The 20,797-nt window shown below is 38.0% G+C and carries 16 protein-coding genes and 4 pseudogenes; 15 read left to right on the forward strand and 5 right to left on the reverse strand.

Annotation, left to right across the window (positions count from 1 at the left end):
- From Q5W13_RS15650 to Q5W13_RS15695, 10 genes and pseudogenes are all read left to right on the forward strand, one after another.
- Positions 1–459, forward strand: coding sequence for a c-type cytochrome (locus Q5W13_RS15650; protein ID WP_304443635.1), 459 nt, complete (start codon positions 1–3; stop codon positions 457–459).
- A 34-nt stretch (positions 460–493) separates the two neighbouring features.
- A complete protein-coding gene (locus Q5W13_RS15655; protein ID WP_304443636.1) occupies positions 494–1,579 on the forward strand; it encodes an aldose 1-epimerase family protein in 1,086 nt (361 codons plus the stop codon).
- A gap of 1 nt (position 1,580) precedes the next feature.
- Positions 1,581–2,237: a cupin domain-containing protein gene (locus tag Q5W13_RS15660; RefSeq protein ID WP_304443637.1), complete on the forward strand. Its 657-nt coding sequence runs from the start codon at positions 1,581–1,583 to the stop codon at positions 2,235–2,237.
- Position 2,238: 1 nt separating this feature from the next.
- Positions 2,239–2,565, forward strand: coding sequence for a hypothetical protein (locus tag Q5W13_RS15665; RefSeq protein ID WP_304443638.1), 327 nt, complete (start codon positions 2,239–2,241; stop codon positions 2,563–2,565).
- 25 nt (positions 2,566–2,590) lie between these two features.
- Positions 2,591–2,791, forward strand: coding sequence for a hypothetical protein (locus tag Q5W13_RS15670; protein WP_304443639.1), 201 nt, complete (start codon positions 2,591–2,593; stop codon positions 2,789–2,791).
- 128 nt (positions 2,792–2,919) lie between these two features.
- The gene (locus tag Q5W13_RS15675; protein WP_304443640.1) at positions 2,920–3,912 is read left to right on the forward strand and encodes a sugar phosphate isomerase/epimerase family protein; all 993 of its coding nucleotides are present in this window, start codon (positions 2,920–2,922) and stop codon (positions 3,910–3,912) included.
- A gap of 24 nt (positions 3,913–3,936) precedes the next feature.
- The gene (locus Q5W13_RS15680) at positions 3,937–4,743 is read left to right on the forward strand and encodes an alpha/beta fold hydrolase (protein ID WP_304443641.1); all 807 of its coding nucleotides are present in this window, start codon (positions 3,937–3,939) and stop codon (positions 4,741–4,743) included.
- Between the two features lie 86 nt (positions 4,744–4,829).
- A complete protein-coding gene (locus Q5W13_RS15685) occupies positions 4,830–5,642 on the forward strand; it encodes a sugar phosphate isomerase/epimerase family protein (protein WP_304443642.1) in 813 nt (270 codons plus the stop codon).
- Between the two features lie 247 nt (positions 5,643–5,889).
- Positions 5,890–6,024: pseudogene (locus tag Q5W13_RS15690) on the forward strand (Gfo/Idh/MocA family oxidoreductase); the annotation flags it as partial.
- 18 nt (positions 6,025–6,042) lie between these two features.
- Complete coding sequence (locus Q5W13_RS15695; protein WP_304446524.1) at positions 6,043–6,660, forward strand: Gfo/Idh/MocA family protein; 618 nt, start codon at positions 6,043–6,045, stop codon at positions 6,658–6,660.
- A 334-nt stretch (positions 6,661–6,994) separates the two neighbouring features.
- On the opposite strand, the pseudogene wecC reads toward Q5W13_RS15695, so the two are convergent.
- The 5 genes and pseudogenes from wecC to Q5W13_RS15720 form a co-directional block, all read right to left on the reverse strand.
- Positions 6,995–8,213, reverse strand: a pseudogene (wecC, locus tag Q5W13_RS15700) (UDP-N-acetyl-D-mannosamine dehydrogenase).
- Entirely contained in the window at positions 8,206–9,282 is a 1,077-nt protein-coding gene (gene wecB / locus Q5W13_RS15705) for a non-hydrolyzing UDP-N-acetylglucosamine 2-epimerase (protein WP_304446525.1), read from the reverse strand. Before wecB ends, wecC begins: the two are co-directional and overlap by 8 nt.
- 393 nt (positions 9,283–9,675) lie before the next feature.
- Positions 9,676–10,761, reverse strand: a complete 1,086-nt coding sequence (locus tag Q5W13_RS15710) for a GDP-L-fucose synthase family protein (RefSeq protein WP_304443643.1) — start codon at positions 10,759–10,761, stop codon at positions 9,676–9,678.
- 1 nt (position 10,762) lies between these two features.
- Positions 10,763–11,875, reverse strand: a complete 1,113-nt coding sequence (gene gmd, locus Q5W13_RS15715; protein WP_155595631.1) for a GDP-mannose 4,6-dehydratase — start codon at positions 11,873–11,875, stop codon at positions 10,763–10,765.
- Positions 11,876–12,082: 207 nt separating this feature from the next.
- Positions 12,083–13,459, reverse strand: coding sequence for a Gfo/Idh/MocA family protein (locus tag Q5W13_RS15720; protein ID WP_304443644.1), 1,377 nt, complete (start codon positions 13,457–13,459; stop codon positions 12,083–12,085).
- A 119-nt stretch (positions 13,460–13,578) separates the two neighbouring features.
- Here Q5W13_RS15720 and Q5W13_RS15725 point away from each other — a divergent pair, with 119 nt between their 5' ends.
- From Q5W13_RS15725 to Q5W13_RS15745, 5 genes and pseudogenes are all read left to right on the forward strand, one after another.
- Positions 13,579–14,967 carry a sialate O-acetylesterase gene (locus Q5W13_RS15725; RefSeq protein WP_304443645.1) on the forward strand — a complete coding sequence of 463 codons (1,389 nt, stop codon included), beginning with the start codon at positions 13,579–13,581 and terminating at the stop codon, positions 14,965–14,967.
- Positions 14,968–15,083: 116 nt separating this feature from the next.
- Positions 15,084–17,146: pseudogene (locus Q5W13_RS15730) on the forward strand (thioredoxin domain-containing protein).
- 90 nt (positions 17,147–17,236) lie between these two features.
- A pseudogene (locus tag Q5W13_RS15735) lies at positions 17,237–18,955 on the forward strand (GMC family oxidoreductase).
- A 2-nt stretch (positions 18,956–18,957) separates the two neighbouring features.
- Positions 18,958–19,677: a gluconate 2-dehydrogenase subunit 3 family protein gene (locus Q5W13_RS15740; protein WP_304446526.1), complete on the forward strand. Its 720-nt coding sequence runs from the start codon at positions 18,958–18,960 to the stop codon at positions 19,675–19,677.
- Positions 19,678–19,726: 49 nt separating this feature from the next.
- On the forward strand, positions 19,727–20,548 hold the full coding sequence (locus tag Q5W13_RS15745; RefSeq protein WP_304443646.1) for a sugar phosphate isomerase/epimerase family protein: 822 nt from the start codon (positions 19,727–19,729) through the stop codon (positions 20,546–20,548).
- The last annotated feature ends 249 nt before the right edge of the window (positions 20,549–20,797 follow it).

Consider the following 20,797-nt stretch of genomic DNA (forward strand, 5'->3'; position numbering starts at 1 on the left):
TTGGATAATAGAAATTTTGAAACCGGTAGAAATATGTTTCTGGCTACCAATTGTATTACGTGTCACAGTATGCGTGGCGAAGGTCAGAACATTGGCCCGGAATTATCCCAAGTTGGTACCCGATTCTCCCCAGAAGATATTCTTAGGGCAATTATTGATCCAAGTGATGTAATTTCAGACCAATACAACACAACCGTTTTTTCTTTAAAAGATGGAAGCTCTATAGTAGGTAGATTGATCAGTGAAGAAGGAGCTAATTATAAGGTTTCTCAGAACCCGTATGCACCGGACATTCTAAGAACCATTCCTAAGGAAGATGTAACGGGAATGAAGATGTCTTCAGTTTCCTTGATGCCACCGGGTAGTATTAATCGTTTGAGTGATGATGAGGTTAAAGATTTGTTGGCGTACCTTATTTCTGGTGGTGATGCCGAGAATGAGATGTTTAGCAAAGAATAATAAAGTTAGAAGGTCAGAATAGAATAAAATATCTATGTCCACAGAAAGTTTTATACGTAACGGGAAAGACAAAATTGGCAATACGGCTCAGGTAGGCGGTATTGAGACTTCTGTTCTGGATAACGGTCTGGGTCGAGGAACACGGATCGCTTGGATCAACACGGGAACCGGACTCAGGTATAAGGTTGTTATTGACCGCGGGATGGATATTGCAGATGCCTTCTATAAAGAATATAGTTTGGCTTGGTTAAGTCAGACAGGAGTTGTTTCTCCCGAGCGATTTTCTGATCAGGGAATGGGTTGGATACGGAATTTTGGCGGTGGACTTTTAACTACCTGCGGACTTTCTCACGTAGGTGGGCCGGAAAAAGACGAGCATGGTACAAGGGGACTTCATGGTCTTATTAGCAATACGCCTGCAGAAATTGTCTCCATTGTTCAGCCAGACCCAGCTGCGGGGAAAATGGAAATGAGTATAACCGGTATTATTAGGGAAGCCCAGGTTTTTGGACCTGTATTGGAAATGAAACGAACCATTTCCGGTAAATTAGGAGAGGCTAAGATTCATGTTCATGATGAGGTAGTTAACCGAGGAAATCAAAAGGCACCTCAAATGCTTTTGTATCATGTAAATTTTGGTTGGCCTTTGATAGATGAAGGCACTGATTTACTTTGGAAGGGAAATTGGGAATCCCCGACACCAGATTCTGAGCGAAAAGTTTTTAAAGACGAAGTCAATTTTAGGAAATGTCCACAGCCTGTGGATGCGCATTCCGGAACGGGTGAAGATGTAGCATTTATTGATGCAGAAGAGGATACGGAGGGTAATTGTAACTGCGGAATCTATAATGAAAAATTGAATTTGGCCGTAGCACTTCGCTTTCCAAAAAAACAATTGCCTTGGTTAATCAATTGGCAACATTGGGGTAAAAATGAATATGTGACAGCCCTAGAGCCAGCAACAAATCCCCCGATAGGGCAAAAAAATGCTAGAGCAGAAGGCTCTCTTATTTTACTGGAGCCAAATGAAAGTAGAAGTTATTTGTTAGAATTAGAAGTACTGTCACCAGAAAAAATAGAATCATTTATAACATCTTTTTATAAAATAAATATTGAGTAATATGGCAAATTCATCAGCTAAAAAAGCATTGGAGCAGGGGCAAGGTATTTTACGTTTGGCGCCAACATGGGTACCGCGTTCTTTTTGTGTTCCTGGGAGAAGAATAAAATTGCACCCAGACGATTATTACGTTTTGGGAGGAGAGCGTGGAGGGATAGATGAACGTTGGTTTTCATCAACGACTCCCGCTGAAAATGGTCCTTTGACGGGCAAGAATGAAGGTTTAAGTCCAGTTGTTCTAGAGGAAGATGGCAAAGAAGTTCAGATTCTTTTAAAAGATGTTATTGATGAATTAAAAGGAGAAATTATTGGTGACCGTCTTTGGGACGAGTATCAAAGTTGGCCTATGTACTCTAAGTTTTTTGATAACATGGGGCCGTTGCCACATCACATTCACCATAATGACGAGCATGCAGCTAAAATTGGTCAAAAAGGAAAACCGGAAGCGTATTATTTTCCACCTCAAGTAAACAATCACGGAGGCGATTTTCCATATACTTTCTTTGGAATAACTCCGGGAACAACCAAAGAAGAGATAAAAGAATGTTTGAAGAATTTTACAAAGGGCGATAATAAGATTACTAACTTTTCATCGGCTTTTAGATTGGAACCGGGAACCGGTTGGGATGTACCATATAATGCTTCATGCTCCAGGTAGTATGTGTACCTACGAACCTCAAAAAGCATCTGATGTATTTGCTATGTACCAATCTTTGGTAAACGAAGCAATTATTCCGGAAGAACTATTGTGGAACGGAACTCCAGAAGATAGAATGGGCGATTTTGATCAACTAATGGAAGTGATAGACTGGGAGTTGAATACAGACCCAAATATGTTGGAAACACGCTTCATGAGACCTATTCCGGTAAAACCTTTAGAGGAAATGGAAGCAGAAGGGTATGTTGATAATTGGATTTGTTACCGTTCCGATGCTTTTAGTGCTAAAGAATTGACCGTATTCTTATGGGCAAACTGTTACTATTAAAGATAGTGCCTGTTACGGAATGATTATGATGCAAGGGCATGGTAAAATGGGTGTTTGGGATATTGAAACACCATCGCTTATTAGATACGGCCAATTAACACATGATGAATATTTTGTAACGGAGAAAGCTGCAAAAGAAGGTGTTACTATCGTAAATCATAGTAAAACAGACCCTATTGTAATGCTAAAACACTTTGGACCTAAAAATCCTGACCTTAAATTATAAATAAACCGTATTTTAGAGCAAGTGTATATTTTACGTTTAAAATACACGGAATTTAAAAAGTAGTTACGTTTAATTTAAAAGAACAGAAGTATGAAAAACAACACTTTTCCAAAACTCCACAATGCCTCATGGCCTATGGTATTGTTGGTAAAGGACCAGATTCAGAGCCGCCTATTTCCTTTGACCAAATGCTTGATATGACTGCAAATGCAGAAGTGAACGGTATTAAGTTTGACGGTATAGATATTGGGCTATTTGATCCACATGTTGATATTCATAGTTCTGATGATTACATAAAAAGATTGGCTGATAAAGTTGCTGGTCGAGATTTGAATATTGGTACTTTGGTAGCTCCTATTTGGGGCGGGCCTACTTTAGGCTCAGATGAGGACCGTAAGACCTTTGTAGCTATGGTGCAAAGAGCATGTCATTTTGGTAAAATTTTCCGTGAGCACGGTGTTAGACAATATGGCGTTATTAGGATTGACTCTGCTTCAAGTCCAGAAGAATGGGCAAAGGACCCGATAAACAATACCAAGTTGATAGCTAAAACGTTTCGCGAGGCTTGCGATGTAGCTGCCGATTATGATGAGAAATTAGCTGCGGAAGGAGAGATTTGCTGGGGAGGTATGCATAGCTGGAAAGCTATGGTAGAAACTTTAGAAGCCGTAGATAGACCAAATATAGGTTTTCAAGCAGATATGTCTCATACATTACTTTACCTATTGGGATATAACGCCCCAGAGGATAGAATTCTGCCTAAGGATTTTGATTGGTCAGATAGAAAAGCATTGGAAGCTGGATTGAAAACAGTTACAGATGCTTTAAGACCGTGGACTATAGATTTTCATGTTGCTCAAAATGATGGTACAGCGCATGGAACTGGATCACATGATAAGACAGGGCGTCACTGTTTGGCTACAGATCCAAACGGTAAATTAGATGTCGCCAACGATGCTGGTTTTTGGTTAAGGGATGGGAATGGAGAATTGACAAAAGCGGTTAAGCATATTTGTTGGGATGGTTGCATGTTTGATAATGATGTGATGCTGAAACAACAGACCTGGAACGATATTTTAGCGACCCTTATCAAGGTCCGCGAATTACATGGATGGAGTTAACTAACAAACGAAAAAATATAAACTATGTCATTTGTTACAGTTAACGGAGTTCAGTTATATTATGAAATAAGAGGAGAAGGCAAACCCTTACTTTTAATAATGGGCATTACAGCTGCATCGGCAGTTTGGGAAAAGCACGTGTCTCATTGGGAAAAAGAATACCAATGTATTCTTTTTGATAACCGTGGGGTAGGATTGTCTGATAAGCCGGAAGGCCCTTACACCACGGCTCAAATGGCCGATGATAGTGCGGCGCTTCTAGATGCATTGAGCATACCCAATGCCGCGATCGTGGGGGTTTCCATGGGTGGAGCTATAGCTTTGCAGATGTCTATTAGACATCCTGAAAAGGTCTCGGCTATGGTAGCTATGTGCCCTTGGGCGAGCTGCGATAGAAAGGGTGAAGCTATATTTCGGCACATTACACATATAAAGGCACATTTAAGGCCGGAGCAGTTTGCTAGTTTTATGCAGTTGCTCATTTTTGACAAGCCTACTTTTGATGATGATGCCGAATTTGAAGGATTGTTAAGTGGCCAGAAAGGAGCTGCTTTAGAAGCTATTCAACAACCCTTGCATGGATTGGAAGCTCAGGCAGAAGCCTGTATCACCCACGACGTGGTAGCACAATTATCCCAAATTAAATTGCCTACGCTTGTAATAGGAGGTAAGCAAGACATGTTCGTACCGGAATGGATGGTACAAGAGGTGTCCGATGGGATTCCAAATAGCGAGCTTCACTTGTATAATAATGCAGGTCACGCTTTCCATTGGGAAAAATTGGACGATTTTAATCCAAGAGTGTTGAACTGGTTAAAAGCTAACTATTAAGTCAGATTATTTCTGGAACGCTTTGGGTTGACCCTTGTCGTTTTGGTGTGAATGACTATCCAATCCTAACTAAAAATAATACAACGATGTCAAAAATAAAAATTGGTTGCGAGACCTATACTTGGGCAATGTCCGGGGAAAAATATAAAAATAAATTAGACCATATTATAGAGGTAACCTCTAAAGCGGGATTTAAAGGTATTGAGCCAGATACGGGTTTTATGAACGGGTTTACAGATCCAAAAGTTTTTAAAGAAACTTTAGAGAAAAATAATATTGAATTATCTGTCTTGTGTCATGTGGAAGACTGGAGAAATCCAAGGGAAACTGATGCGGAAAAAAGAAATTCAGATCAGTGGATCGAGTTCATGAAGCATTTTCCAGAAGCTGTATTGCTGTTAGTACAAATGCCGGGACAAGATCGTGAGCATCTACAAGAGCGCCAACAGAATTTGTTGACTTGTGTAAATGAGGTGGCGACCAGAGCGGCCGGAGAAGGTGTAATATGCTCTTATCATCCAAATTCTCCAATGGGTTCAATATATAGAACAGAAGAGGATTATAAAATTTTATTGAACGGTCTGGATAGTAACGTGATTAAATATACACCAGATGTTGGACACATGGCCAAAGGTGGTATGGACCCATTACCTATTATTAAACAGTACCGTGAACTTGTGAACTGTGTCCATTATAAGGATATGTATGACAACGGTAAATGGGCTGCAATGGGTGATGGTATAATTGACTTTAAGGGAATAACATCTTATCTAAAAGAAACCGATTTTGAGGGATGGATTATTGTAGAGGACGAATGTGATGCTGCAATTACGGATCCAGATGGGGTTACTTTAAAAGATGGTATTTACATAGAAGAGGTTCTTAGACCTTTGATATAAACGAATATGAACATTTTTTAAACTTAAACTTAAAATTATAGTAGAATGGCACACAAAAAAGAACTCCGTATAGGATTGATAGGGACCGGTTTAATGGCGAGGACGCACACAAATGGCTACAAACGTAGTGGTGATTTTTTCCCTGAACTTGAATATCGCCCGGTTTTAAAAACGGTATGTCTTACAGACAGAGAAAAAAGTAAAAGCTTTTGCAGAGCAATGGGATTTTGAATCTTATGAAACAGATTGGAAAGCAGTTATCGCCAGAGATGATATTGATGCTGTGGATATCTGTACTCCCAATGACATGCATGCCGATATTGCAATTGCAGCTGCAGAAGCAGGTAAAATGGTTCTATGTGAAAAACCATTGGCACGCTCTGTAGCAGAAGCGCAACCTATGGTAGATGCAATTAAAAAAGCAGGTGTTGCCAACACCGTATTTTATAACTACCGTCGTATCCCGGCAGTAACATTAATCAAGCAAATTGTAGATTCCGGTAAGTTGGGTAAGATATTCCATTATAGGGCTAACTTTTTACAAGATTGGACTATTAGTCCGGAATTACCACAAGGTGGTGAAGCTTTATGGCGTTTGGATGCCGAAGCAGCAGGTTCTGGGGTAACGGGAGATCTTTTGGCGCACTGTATTGATAGTGCTATGTGGTTGAATGGTGCAATAAAAGATGTATCTGCAGTTACCGAGACTTTTATCAAAGAACGCGTACACCAAGGAACCGGGGAAGTCCAAAAAGTGACTATAGATGATGCTTGTATTTTTCATTGTCACTTTGAGAATGGAGCTTTAGGGGTGTTTGAGGCTACTCGTTATGCTCGTGGTCATAAAGCTTTGAATACCCTTGAGATAAACGGAGAACATGCTTCGCTGAAGTGGGATTTACATGATATGAACTATCTTGAAATGTATGACCATGCAGATGATGCAATAGTAAGAGGGTGGAAAAGAATACTAATTACAGATAGTGACCAACCTTATATGGATAAGTGGTGGATCTAAGGTACGTCTATCGGGTATGAGCATTCATTTGTACACCAAGTAGCTGATTTTCTAAAGAGCTTGGAAACAGGTGAACCTTGCGAGCCTAGTTTTGAAAACGCTTTAATGACACAAAAGGTTTGCGAAGCAGTAATTAACTCGGCCAATTCTAAAAGCTGGAAAGATACCGGATTAGTTTAGAAAGATAGTTTCAAATTCTTTATCAAAATAAAATCCCGCTAAGCAATTAAGTTTAGTGGGATTTTTATTTATTGGTTAAAACAAATAGAATCCTAATTAGTCTAAAAATCTTCTAAACTTATTTAATGTGGCAGAAAACCAATTATAACAAGGCTTATGGATTCAATACTCCGCAGAAATCTAAAATAACTTTTTCAGAGCTTTTTGGTAAATTCTTAAACTCATTATGCGCTACCAAGAAAACAACTATATCTGCTTTTTCATAAGCTAAATTATAATCCGTCATTTTGAAAACAGTATGATCTGCAATATTGGGTTCCACAATATAATACTCTTCATTGTTTGCGTTTTGTAACACGCGCTGTGCGATATATTTAGCAGGAGATTCTCTTAGGTCGTCTATATTAGGTTTAAATGCTAACCCCATAAGCGCTATTTTAGCTTTACGACCGTGGTCTAACTCATACTGTAGTTTAACATTCTGCACTTTTTCAGCACACCAGAAAGATTTGTAATTGTTTACCTCTCGTGCAGTACCTATAATCTTAGATTCCATTGGGTAGTCTGCAACTATAAAGTAAGGATCAACAGCAATGCAGTGTCCCCCAACTCCACAATATAGGTTGTAATATATTAACACGAGGATGTTTGTTGGCTAAGCTTATTAATTCCCAAACGTTTATATCTGCTTTATCACAAATTAAACTTAGCTCGTTAGCAAATGCAATCTGAACATCACGGGAAGAATTCTCTACTAATTTGCACATCTCCGCAGTTCTAGCATTAGTTTTGTGTAATGCACCTTGTACATGTTTAGAGTAGAAAGCAACAGCTTTATTTGTAGAAGCTTCATTTATTCCTCCAATTACTCTATCATTATGTACTAGTTCATACATTACATTGCTTATGAGTAAAACCCGTTCTGGACAATAAGCAATATATAGCTTGTCTCTTAATTCTGGGCGTTCTTCGTAAATGAAAGCCATCATTTTTTCAGTAGTTCCAACAGGAGAAGTCGACTCAATGATATACATATCTCCTTCTTTTAGTAATGGTAAAATTGCAGCCGTAGCAGATTTTACGAAGGAAATATCAGGTTCGTTTTTATCTTTAAAAGGTGTAGGTACTACAATTAAGTAGGTATTTGCAACTACTGGTTTTATACTGGCTTTTAAAAAACCATTTTCTACTGCTGTAGCTACAGATTCTTCTAACGATGGTTCTACTATGTGTATCTCTCCTCGATTTATGGTATCCACGACATGTTGGTTAATATCAACACCGTGTACTTGGGTTCCACCTTCGGCTATTAATGCCGCAGTTGGTAGGCCTATGTAACCAAGACCCATCATTACTACTTCAGGATTATTCATTATCTAAGTTTTCAATAAATTCAACAATTTTTTCACAGGCTTTACCATCTCCATAGGGGTTATGCAGCTTACTCATTTTAGCGTAAAGTTCTGTGTCGTTTAATAACCGCAATGTTTCCTTTACGATTTTGTCCTTATCCGTACCTACTAATATAACGGTGCCAGCTTCAACGGCTTCAGGTCTTTCTGTAGTATCGCGCATAACTAGAACGGGCTTGCCTAAACTAGGGGCCTCTTCTTGAACCCCTCCGCTATCTGTGATTACTAGTTCAGCTTTATTCATAAGCCAAACAAAAGCAGGATATGCTAACGGGGCTATAAGTTTTACATTTTCTTGATTACCAAGTATTTCATAAACAGGTTTTTGAACCTTAGGGTTCAGATGTACCGGATATATTATTTGTACATTTTCGGCAGATTCTCCTATTTCTTTTAATGCAGCACAAATATTGATAAAACCTTGTCCATGATTTTCTCTTCTATGACCAGTAACTAGAACAATACGTTTAGAAAAATCAATTTCTTTCTTTAAATGTTCAATTTCATCATCCTTTAAATCGTCAACTCTGGATACACTTTCAAATAAAGCATCAATCACAGTATTCCCTGTAATTAAAACATTTTCTGGTTTAATGCTTTCATTTATTAAATTATCAAAAGATGTTTGAGTCGGGGCAAAGTGATAATCAGCTATATGACCAGTTATAGTTCTATTTATTTCTTCGGGGAAAGGAGCTTTTTTATTAAAAGTCCTTAAGCCTGCCTCTACGTGACATACTTTTGCACCTGAGTAAAAAGAGGCAATACTGGCACCCATAGTGGTAGTGGTGTCGCCATGTACGTAAGCGTAATCCGGCTTAAAATCTTCTAAGACTGACTGTAAACCAGTAATAATATCAGCTGTTAGACCGTACAAGTTTTGGCCTGGTTTCATTAGATTTAGGTCATAATCTGGTACTATTTCGAAAAAATCTAAAACTTGATCTAACATTTCACGATGCTGAGCAGTAACACATACTTTAGTTTCAAAAGAAGGGTTTTTTAGAAAAACTTTTACTAATGGTGCCATTTTTATAGCCTCTGGTCTTGTTCCAAAAATTATTAAGTTTTTCTTTTTCAAAGAATCGGTTTTTAAGAAGTTAATTATTTTGATTGTCGTAAAATTAGGACTTAATCTTCAAAAAACCACGATTATGTCTTTTGGTTTCAAGTTTTATCTACTATAAGAAATATATTACGAATAAATTAATGTCATTTAAGCAATTTCAAGGAATAATTTAAACACAAGTAATGTTTGGTAATTAAATTTAAGAGCAGAATTTTCCTAGGAGTTTTAATCCTTTTTGTTATTAGGAGAAAAATAATAAGATTAGAATATAGGTTCACTACTTTTTCCAATAAATAAAATCCCGCTAAACAATTAAGTTTAGCGGGATTTCTATTTATCTACTATTTTTAATGACTAGGCTGAACGATACCAGCTGTACATTTTTTCTATACCTTCTTTAAGGTCAATGCTATGTTTCCAACCTAAGCCATGAAGTTTAGAGACATCCGTCAATTTCTTCATTGTGCCGTCAGGTTTGTCAGCATTAAAATTTAAAGAACCTTCAAAACCAACCATACTCTTAATTGATTCTGCTAATTCGCGAATTGAAAGATCTTTACCTGTACCTATATTGATATGGGTATTACGAATCTCTTTCTCACTGGAATTATAGGTGTCTTTGAAATCTCTGCTTTTCATTATAAAAATACACGCATCGGCCATATCTTCTGACCAAAGAAACTCACGCATAGGCTTCCCGCTTCCCCAAATCTCCACACTCATCTTGTCACCGGTCTTTTTTACACCGTATTTCTCAAGAATTGCATAGATATCAGATTCACTAGATTTACCATCTACACCTTCGATTGGACGTTCGTTCAAATCTTTTCGAACATTGTCCCAATCTTGAGCTTCTAACGCTCTACCTAAATGCATCTTTCTAATTAGAGCAGGCAATACATGCGACTTCTCTAAATCGAAATTATCATCAGGACCATAAAGGTTAGTAGGCATTACGGAAATAAAATTTGTTCCGTATTGTAAATTGTAGCTCTCGCACAATTTAATACCTGCAATCTTTGCGATAGCGTATGGTTCGTTAGTATATTCTAAAGTATCAGTAAGAAGATAATCCTCTTTCATTGGTTGCGGACACTCTTTTGGGTAAATACAAGTACTACCTAAAAACAGAAGTTTTTTCACATTGTTCACATAACTTTGGTGAACAATGTTGTTCTGAATCATAAGGTTAGCGTAAATAAAATCTGCCCTATAGGTATTATTGGCAACAATACCACCCACTTTAGCCGCTGCAAGAAAAACGTATTCTGGTTTTTCTTCGGCAAAAAATGAAGCGACCGCGTTAGCATCAATCAAATCAAGCTCAGCATGAGTTTTCAATACAAAATTAGAAAAACCCTCTGCTTTCAACTTTTTAAGAATGGCGCTACCAACAAGACCCCTATGTCCTGCAATATAAATTTTTGCGTCCTTGTTCATGCTATTCGAAATAGTTCATGATTCTGTAACCACCTTCTTTTAAGTAAGTGTCTTTCTTCATCAATTTTAAATCGCTCTGCATCATATCTTCGATCAAGTCTTTCAAATCGTATTTAGGAATCCATCCTAATTTATTATTTGCTTTACTTGGATCACCAATAAGTAAATCAACTTCTGTTGGTCTAAAGTATCTTGGATCTACGGAAACAATTTCTTTTCCTATTTCAACTTGGTAATCAGGGTTGCTACAAGAAACTACAGTTCCTACTTCGTCAACACCTTCACCTTTAAATGCAACTTCTATACCTGCATGAGCGAAACTCATTTTTACGAAATCACGAACAGTGGTGGTTTTACCAGTAGCAATTACCCAATCTTCTGGCTCATCGGCCTGAAGAATCATCCACATCATTCTTACGTAATCTTTTGCATGACCCCAATCTCTTTTAGCATCAAGATTACCTAAGTATATCTTGTCTTGAAGGCCTAAAGCAATTCTAGAAGCAGCTCTTGTAATTTTACGAGTTACAAAAGTTTCCCCACGTATAGGAGATTCATGGTTAAAAAGTATACCGTTACAAGCGTACATGCCGTAAGCCTCACGATAGTTTACCGTAATCCAATATGCGTACATTTTTGCAACAGCATAAGGGCTACGAGGGTAAAACGGAGTAGTTTCTGACTGAGGTACTTCCTGTACCTTTCCGTATAGCTCAGAAGTTGAAGCCTGATAGATTCTGGTTTTTTTCTCCAGACCTAAAAGACGAACAGCATCTAAAATACGTAAAGTACCAATACCATCTGCATTTGCAGTATATTCTGGAGTCTCAAAAGAAACCGCAACATGGCTCATTGCCGCCAAGTTGTAAATTTCGTCTGGTTCTATTTCCTTTATAAGGCGAATAAGATTGGTACTATCCGTCATGTCACCGTAGTGAAGATGAAGGTTTCTACCTTCAACATGAGGATCTTGATATAAGTGGTCAATTCGATCAGTATTAAAAAGAGAGGATCTTCTTTTAAGTCCGTGAACTTGGTATCCTTTTTTTAATAAAAATTCAGCCAAGTATGCTCCATCTTGTCCTGTAATTCCTGTAATCAAACATTTTTTCATAATGCCGAGTTCTAATGGTTTTTTTATTTACTTGCGCAAAGATGTCGATTTATATTCTTACAAGAGTAACATCGGCTTTAAAATTATTTAAAAATGAGGATATTATCGTTGTAAGGTACATACTTTGAGAAAGCCCTATTATGATGTTCACTTTATGTCAAAAGTTGAATTAGCAAAAAAATCAATTCGGATTAAGGTATAATGTAGTTATTTAAACATTCCCGGAAGCGGATGATCCCAACCTTCCCTGTAACTGCGCTGTAGCAATTTAGTAGCTTCAGGGTCATTCATTACAATCATCTGTTTTTGATCGTAAACCAAAGGTCTCTCAAGTTTCATGGCCATATTGGCAAGGATACAACTGGCAGTGGAAATATGTGCTTGTTGAATGTTAGCTATTGGTTGTGTTCCGTTCTCGATGGCCGCTAAAAAATCTAACATATGCGCTCTTGTAGCAGGTGCTGCATGCAATTCAATATCTTTTTCAGTAAGGTCTTCAGGGTATTTTTCTCTTTCGTAAATAACATCGCCGTGTATTTTTTTACCATCGCCATGTGGTATAAAATCATATTTCTTGACATCGCCAGAAAGGGTTCCATTTTCTCCGTATAATATAAATGACCAAGGGTATTCTGGGTCCGCAGGAGTTCCCCAAGATCTATGATTCCATACACAATCAAGCTCATCAAATTCAAAAACTGCGGTTTGCGTATCTGCAATGTTGGACTTCCCATCTTTTTGTACGTAGATGCCACCTGTAGCACTTATTTTTTTTGGCCATCCTAAATCTAGCATCCATCGTACGGTATCTAGCATATGAACGCACATATCGCCTGTAATACCATTACCGTATTCCATAAAAGTTCGCCACCAACGTCTGTGAGGTAAGCCATCAAATGGCCTAAGGGGGGCAGGTCCTGTCCACATATCATAATTAAAAAAGTCGGGAACGGGTATAACGGGCGGATTACCATTGGCACGCATATGGTAGTAACAGCAAATTTCTACATGAGAGATTTTACCTAATAAACCGGCGTCAACAATATTTTTTTTGGCCTCTACCAAATGAGGTGTGCTCTTTCGTTGCGTACCCACTTGAACCACTTTTCCATATTTATTTGCCGCAGCAATTAACGCTTCACCTTCCATTACATCTACACTTATGGGTTTTTGAAGGTAGAGGTGAGCTCCGGATTTTAATACATCTATACCTTGTAGGGCATGCCAATGGTCCGGACTTCCCACAAGAACAATATCTAAATCCTTCTCGGCGAGCATTTTTCTATAGTCGACGTATAGACGGGGAGTTTTTTTGGATTTTTGCCTTAAAGCGAATAATTTTCCAGCTTCCTCCAACATATGTTGATCTACGTCGCATAGGGAAACTACTTCAACATTAGCTACTTGCATAAGCCTAAAAAGGTCACTTTTGCCATACCACCCCGTACCTATTAATCCAACTCGTAGTGTTTTCTCTCTGTTAGCAAAGTCTAGTCCATACGCTCCAAAGGAGGATAACGCCATGAGACTAGAGGTACCTTTAATAAAATTCCTTCGGCTTAAAGAACTGATTTTTTTGTGCATCGGTTTTGTGTTCGGTTCGCTTCCTAAAGATATTTAAATCATTACAATTAACACTATAGTATTGGGGTACTTTAATAATTTGGTATATTTAAATCTTGATCAAACTAATATCTATTTATATGAAACCTAAATTTTTTATTGTTACTTTTTTATTAGCACTTGCTTGTCAACCCATATGGGCCAAAATTGAATTGCCCAATATATTTTCAGATAATATGGTGATACAGCGAAATGAAAAAGTTTTGCTCTGGGGATGGGCAGATACAGGGGAAGAAGTTACCGTTCTTACCAGTTGGGATAATAAAGAATACAAAACTAAAACAAGCATAGAAGCAAAGTGGAGTCTTGAAGTAGATACACCCGAAGCAGGTGGACCTTATGAAATTAATTTTAAGGGTAATGATAATGAGCTTGTATTGAAAAATGTAATGATTGGCGAGGTTTGGTTAGCTTCCGGACAATCTAATATGGAATGGAGCGCAACAACTAATAAGGGTATTGATAATGCCGAAGAGGAAATAAAAAATGCCAATTATCCCAATATTCGTTTTTTTACGATAGATAGAAGAACCTCTGAATATCCTCAGGAAAACATACCTGGAGCTTGGGAGGTTTGTACGCCCGAAACAATGAAAAATTTTAGTGCTATCGCTTACTTTTTTGCAAGAAGATTACAAGGAGAACTCGATGTTCCTATTGGCCTAATAGATAATGCGTGGGGCGGTTCCCCAGCTGAAGTATGGGCACCTAAATCTGTTTTTGATGAGAATGATGATTTAAGAGTTCCCGCAGAAAAAGTAGAAGAGTCACGGTGGAGCCCTGTTTCTCCGTCACAGTTATATAACGGAATGGTACATGCTATAACACCTTTTAAGATTGCGGGAACTATTTGGTATCAAGGTGAAGCAAATAGAAATCGTTTTGAGATTTACGGTAAACTATTTTCGGAAATGGTGGGTTCTTGGCGCGAGGCATGGGGTGCTGATTTTCCATTTTATTATGTGCAAATTGCACCCTTTAAATATAAAGAACGAGAAAGAGGCGTGCAGCTAAGAGATGTGCAAAGGCGTGTACTGAAAACCATACCAAACTCAGGTATGGTAGTCGTAAGTGATATAGCCACCATAGATAATATTCATCCAACCAACAAACAAGACGTGGGTTTACGTCTTGCGAATTTAGCTTTAAAGGAAACCTATAATAGTTTTGAAGGAGAAGTTTACGGCCCGCTTTTTAAAGAGGTTCATCCGCAAGGAAAAAAGATAGAGGTGATCTTTGACCATTCAGCCGGACTTATGTCTAAAGGGAAAAAAGTCACTCATTTTGAAGTGGCTGGCGCTGATGGAACATACCATCCCGCGAAGGCGATAATTAAAAATGATAAGGTTATTTTGTCTTCAAAAGAAGTTAAGGAACCTTTAAATGTGCGTTTTGCATGGGATAATATTGCAGAGCCAAATCTTTTCAATGCAGCAGGTTTGCCGGCTTCGTCCTTTATAAGTGAGTAATTGGTAAGTAACCAATTTTTAATTCAATGCACGGTATTCATATAATTTCGTGGAATAAGAAGCGTACTATGACCTTAATATTTTCTAGATTTTTGACCGGTTTTATAATGCTGGTCATGTTTTTTAATGTTTCATGCAAAGAGAATAAAACCGAGCAGGAAGTGAAAACGCATAAATACACAAATGCCCTTGCTGAGGAAACAAGTCCTTACTTGCTGCAGCATGCCCATAACCCTGTAAATTGGAGAGCTTGGAGCCAAGAAGCATTAGAGGAAGCCAAAAAGAAAACAAATTGGTATTGGTTAGTATTGGCTATTCTTCATGTCATTGGTGCCATGTAATGGAAGAGGAGACTTTTGAGAACGAGGAGGTCGCAAAAATCATGAACGATAACTTTATCAATATTAAAGTGGATCGAGAAGAACGCCCAGATGTTGACCAAGTGTATATGACTGCGCTACAATTGATTTCAGGAAATGGAGGGTGGCCTTTAAATGTCATTACATTACCCAACGGAAAACCTCTTTACGGAGGAACTTACCATACTAAAGATCAGTGGACAAAAGTACTGACCAAAATAAGCGAGTTATATAAAAATGACCCCAAAAAGGCCGAAGAATATTCGGATATGGTGGCAGCTGGTATTGCTGAAGCTAATTTAGTAGAACCTGCAAAGGATTTTGAAGCTATAACCAAAGAGGCTGTAAAAACCAGTGTTGAAAATTGGAGTCAGAACTGGGATTTAGAAGAAGGTGGAGAAAAGGGCGTTCAGAAATTTATGATTCCCACAAATCTAGATTTTCTATTAAATTATGCTGATTTAGTAAAAGACGAAAAAGCTAAGAATCATGTTAGAAACACGTTAGATAAAATGGCTTTGGGCGGTGTTTACGACCAGATAGGTGGTGGATTTTATAGATACAGCACAGATGCCTTTTGGAAAGTGCCACACTTTGAAAAAATGCTTTACGATAATGCCCAAGTATTAAGTCTGTATTCCAAAGCATATACTATTTTTAAAGATGATGCGTACAAAGATTTGGTTTGGGAAACTGTAGATTTTCTGGACAGGGAAATGAAAGATGAGAATGGAGGCTACCATGCCGCTTTGGATGCTGATAGTGAAGGGGAAGAGGGTAAGTTCTATGTTTGGAAAGAAGAAGAGTTAAAGTCGGTTTTGGGAGATGGTTTCGCACTTTTTTCGGACTATTACACTATAAACAAAGAAGCTGTTTGGGAGCATGAAAATTATGTTTTACACAGAAAGGTAGACGATGTTACGTTCGTAAAGGAGCACGGTATAGAGCAGAGTAAGCTAAATTTTATAAAATTCGAATGGAATAAAAAACTGTTAAAGGCAAGAAGTAAAAGAGTACGCCCACGAAGCGATGATAAGATTATTACATCTTGGAATGCTCTTTTGATTAATGGATTGGTAGATGCTTACAAGGCTTTTGGCCAAGACGAATTTTTAGAAAAAGCAGAAAGCGTGTTTTCTTTTATAAAATCGAACTCCTATCAAAACGGAAAGCTAGTTCATACGTATAAAAAAGGAAGTCTACGTAAAGAAGGTTTTATTGAGGATTATGCTTTCATGATAGATGCTTCGCTTCAACTTTATGGAGTTACTTTAAATACGGAATACCTCAATTTTGCCAAGGAGTTGAATAAGACGGTAGAACAAGATTTTGCAGATGAAGCATCTGGTATGTACCATTATAATGAAGGCAATAATCTCATCGCTAAAATAATTAAGACCGATGATGGTGTAATCCCTTCTCCCAATGCAGTCATGGCAAATAATCTTTTTCAATTAGGGCATTTGGAGTATAATACGGACTACAGTACAAAGTCAAAACTAATGTTATCTGCAATGGTGCCAGCGATTAAAGAAAGTGCACCAAGTTATTCAAAATGGAATTCGCTTCTATTAAATAATACGTACCCTTATTTTGAGATTGCAGTAGTGGGTAAAGACGCAGATATATTGGTGAAAGCCTTAAATGAAATTCAATTATCAAATTCGTTGATAGTGGGAAGCAAAGCAAAGAGTGAAGCGCCTCTTTTTAAAGATCGTTATGTGGTAGATAATACATTTATCTATGTATGTCAGAATACAACATGTAAACTTCCTGTAAAAACTATAGATGAAGCTCTTAGGCAATTAAAAAACTTCTAGTTGTAAAAGTAGACGTGAAACCCAGTGTTAAAAAAGTGGTAGGGATACACTTTTTATTTTAAATTGTGCATACAAACTAACAAACAACATATGCAAATAAAGGAAAACCCTGAGGAGTACGACGTTATTATCGTAGGCTCCGGGGCAGGTGGAGGTATGGCTACAAAACAACTGGCAGATGCCGGTTTAAAAGTAGCCGTTGTAGAAGCAGGTCCTTTCTTCGATCCTGCAGATCCCAAAACAATGACTCAATTAAAGAACCCTTATGATTCTCCACGTCGTGGTGCAGGTACCACACGTGCCTTTGGTGAGTGGGATATGTCCTATGGTGATTGGGAGGTTGACGGTGAACCGTATACTCAGGCAGAGGGCACTAATTTTAGATGGTGGCGTTCTAGAATGCTAGGTGGGCGAACGAACCACTGGGGAAGAATCTCATTAAGATTTGGACCAAAAGATTTTAAAGGAAAGACACGTGATGGTCATGGTGAGGATTGGCCAATAGGTTATGATGATGTAAAACCATACTACGATAAAGTTGATAAATTAATTGGGGTTTTTGGAACCAACGAAGGTTTAGAAAATGACCCAGACGGTTTTTTTCTCCCTCCACCAAAACCAAGGTTACATGAACTTTTTTATATAAAAGGAGCTAAAAAATCAGGTATTCCTGTAATTCCTAGCCGGCTTTCAATGCTTACGAAACGAATAAATAATGAGCGTGGAGTCTGTTTTTATTGCGGACAATGTTCAAGGTCATGTTCTGTATATGCAGATTTCTCAGCTGGTAGTTGTTTAATTTTTCCTGCTCAAAAGAACGGTGGTCAAGTAAAGATTTTCGTGAATGCTATGGTACGTGAGGTAACTACCAATGCAGAAGGTAAGGCAACTGGTGTTTCGTACATCAATAAAGAAGATAGAAAAGAGTATAAGTTAAAAGCTAAAGTAGTTGTACTGGCAGCATCGGCTTGTAGTTCGGCACGTATTCTTTTAAATAGTAAGAGCAAGCAGCATCCAAACGGTTTAGGAAATAGTAGTGACCTTGTTGGTAAATATTTACATGATTCTACCGGTAGTAGTGGTATGGCTTTCGTACCAGACTTAATGGATCGTGATGTTTCTTATAACGAAGATGGTGTAGGAGGCATGCACGTTTATTCACCTTGGTGGGGAGACAATAAAGCATTAGGTTTTCCTAGAGGATATCATATTGAAGTTTGGGGCGGTATGGGGCAACCTAATTACGGGTTCGGTTTTGATCAGGACAGCTTCAATAAATTGGTGGGTCAACCAACCGGTGGTTATGGAGATAAACTACGTGATGACGTTAAGCGATATTATGGAGCAATAGTAGGTTTTGGCGGTAGAGGAGAAGGTTTAGCGGTAAAGGAAAATTACTGTGAGATAGACCCGACTACTGTAGATGATTATGGTATTCCTGTACTGAAGTTCAATTATAAATGGTCAGATATTGAAGTTCGCCAAGCGAAGCATATGCAGGATACTTTTGAAGAGATTTCTCATAACATGGGCGGAATCTATTTGAATAAATAAGGCAAGGATAAGGACTATGGTCTTCATGCTCCCGGAGAAATTATCCATGAGGTAGGAACTACCCGAATGGGCAATGATCCCAAAACTTCTGTAACGAACAAGTTCAACCAATTGCACGATGTGGACAATGTTTTTATAGTTGATGCAGGACCATTCGTTTCTCAAGCCGATAAAAATTGTACTTGGACCATCTTGGCCTTGTCTTGGAGAGCATCGGATTATATTATTGAACAATTGAAACAACAAAACCTGTAATGATGGACAGAAGAAAGAGTATACAGACCATGATTCTTGGTGCAGGAGCTTCTGCACTTGCTTTTCACGGGTGTAAGACCGAAGGAGAGGAGCCCGTAATACAAGAAACTGCAGTTACTACAGATACCAATTATTATGGCAGGACGCCTAAAGAAATTGAGCGCGTAGAAAAATTGAATGCGGAGCAATTATTCAACGAACATGAGATGGAAACCATTGCTGTTTTAAGCACCGTTATCCTTCCGCCAAAAGAACCGCATGGTGGTCCTATTGAAGCAGATGTTCCAGCATTTATTGAATTTATTGGTAAAGATATGCCCGATATGCAGAATACATTATTGGGAGGTCTAATGTGGTTAGACCACAGGTCTAATTCAGATAATGAAATAGAGTTTAAAGGAGCTACCTTGGAGCAACAAAAACAGATTTTGGATACAATCTGTAACCATGATTTGGATATACCATTGGATGAACAACCATTAGAAATTCAATTTTTCGCATTGATGCGTAATCTTGTGGTTACAGGTTACTATACGTCAAAAGTGGGAATTGCAGATTTGGGGTACAAGGGTAATTCACCCAATGTTTGGGACGGTGTTCCAGATGAGGTTCTTAAAAAGCATGGTGTAGCATATGATCCAGAATGGATTGCAAAATGTGTGGATCAAAGTAAGAGAAACGATATTGCAGAATGGGACGAAAAGGGAAATTTACTAACATAGATAAATCTGGTTTAGAACAACCATCAGCTTTTAATCAAAATACAAGAAAATGAAAAAAATAAATGTTTTTATTGCAACCGCCCTTTTCACGGTATCACTATCGGCACAAGAAGTAGGTTTGCAACTTTATAGTTTACGAAATCAGTTTAAGACAGATGTACCCGGAACACTTGAGACTATTCAGGGGTGGGGAATTACGAAAATTGAAGGAGGCGAAACATACGGTTTGCCGCTTGACGAATTTAAGAAATTATTGAAATCGAATAGTCTGGATGTGGTAAGTGTAGGAGCTAAGTTTGGCGATTTAGAGAAAAATGCACAGCAGGTAGTGGAAGATGCAAAAGCATATGGCGCCAAGTATGTTATGTGTGCTTGGGTACCTCATGATGATAACAAATGGGATTTGGAAGAAACCAAACATGCTTCCGAGGTATTTAACAAGGCCGGTAAACTTTTAAAAGAAAACGGAATTACATTGGCATATCATCCGCATGGGTATGAATTTCGCCCTTATGAAGATGGCACCTTATTCGATTATATGATTCAGAACGCTACAGACTATACTTTTGAATTAGATGTGTTTTGGGCGCAACATGGTGGTGCAGACCCTTTGGCATTGATGAAGAAGTACAAATCTAAATTCACTTTACTCCACTTGAAGGATATGGAAAAAGGAGTAAAAGGAAATAATACGGGACAAGAAGACCATGAAACTAACGTAGTTCTTGGTCAAGGTCAAGTAGATATTGCTGGTATTGTTGCAGAAGCTAAGGAATTGGGAATTGAATATATGTTCATAGAAGATGAATCATCTAGTGTAGTTGAGCAAGTTCCTCAAAGCTTAGAGTATTTAAAGAGCTTAGAAAATTAATCTAGTACCATTTTTAATGGTGGAGGCCTTTACCTTTTTTGAGGTAAAGGCTTTTGTTTTTTAATCATTTTATTGGTGCTTTAAAATAGATTGTATGCACTACAAATCTTAAGGATGTAAGGTGGTTAAATTGAAAAAAAGTATAGGTTCTATTCTGCTTAATAGAACTGAGAATTGTAGTATAGTAATAAAAAATATTGTTACCTTATGGTCGCTTAAAACCAAATAACTGCTTATGTGTTCCCACAG

The sequence above is a fragment of the Zobellia laminariae genome (assembly GCF_030553095.1).
GTDB lineage: Bacteria > Bacteroidota > Bacteroidia > Flavobacteriales > Flavobacteriaceae > Zobellia > Zobellia laminariae.

Coding starts and splice junctions, on each gene's coding strand:
- wecB (WP_304446525.1), bottom strand. CDS start 9,282: ATGGCACCATTAGTAAAAGTTTTTCTAAAAAACCCTTCTTTTGAAACT.
- Q5W13_RS15725 (WP_304443645.1), top strand. CDS start 13,579: ATGAAACCTAAATTTTTTATTGTTACTTTTTTATTAGCACTTGCTTGT.
- Q5W13_RS15745 (WP_304443646.1), top strand. CDS start 19,727: ATGAAAAAAATAAATGTTTTTATTGCAACCGCCCTTTTCACGGTATCA.
- gmd (WP_155595631.1), bottom strand. CDS start 11,875: ATGAAAAAATGTTTGATTACAGGAATTACAGGACAAGATGGAGCATAC.
- Q5W13_RS15660 (WP_304443637.1), top strand. CDS start 1,581: ATGGCAAATTCATCAGCTAAAAAAGCATTGGAGCAGGGGCAAGGTATT.
- Q5W13_RS15670 (WP_304443639.1), top strand. CDS start 2,591: ATGATGCAAGGGCATGGTAAAATGGGTGTTTGGGATATTGAAACACCA.
- Q5W13_RS15655 (WP_304443636.1), top strand. CDS start 494: ATGTCCACAGAAAGTTTTATACGTAACGGGAAAGACAAAATTGGCAAT.
- Q5W13_RS15680 (WP_304443641.1), top strand. CDS start 3,937: ATGTCATTTGTTACAGTTAACGGAGTTCAGTTATATTATGAAATAAGA.
- Q5W13_RS15675 (WP_304443640.1), top strand. CDS start 2,920: ATGGCCTATGGTATTGTTGGTAAAGGACCAGATTCAGAGCCGCCTATT.
- Q5W13_RS15710 (WP_304443643.1), bottom strand. CDS start 10,761: ATGAACAAGGACGCAAAAATTTATATTGCAGGACATAGGGGTCTTGTT.
- Q5W13_RS15695 (WP_304446524.1), top strand. CDS start 6,043: ATGGTAGATGCAATTAAAAAAGCAGGTGTTGCCAACACCGTATTTTAT.
- Q5W13_RS15685 (WP_304443642.1), top strand. CDS start 4,830: ATGTCAAAAATAAAAATTGGTTGCGAGACCTATACTTGGGCAATGTCC.
- Q5W13_RS15720 (WP_304443644.1), bottom strand. CDS start 13,459: ATGCACAAAAAAATCAGTTCTTTAAGCCGAAGGAATTTTATTAAAGGT.
- Q5W13_RS15665 (WP_304443638.1), top strand. CDS start 2,239: ATGTGTACCTACGAACCTCAAAAAGCATCTGATGTATTTGCTATGTAC.
- Q5W13_RS15740 (WP_304446526.1), top strand. CDS start 18,958: ATGGACAGAAGAAAGAGTATACAGACCATGATTCTTGGTGCAGGAGCT.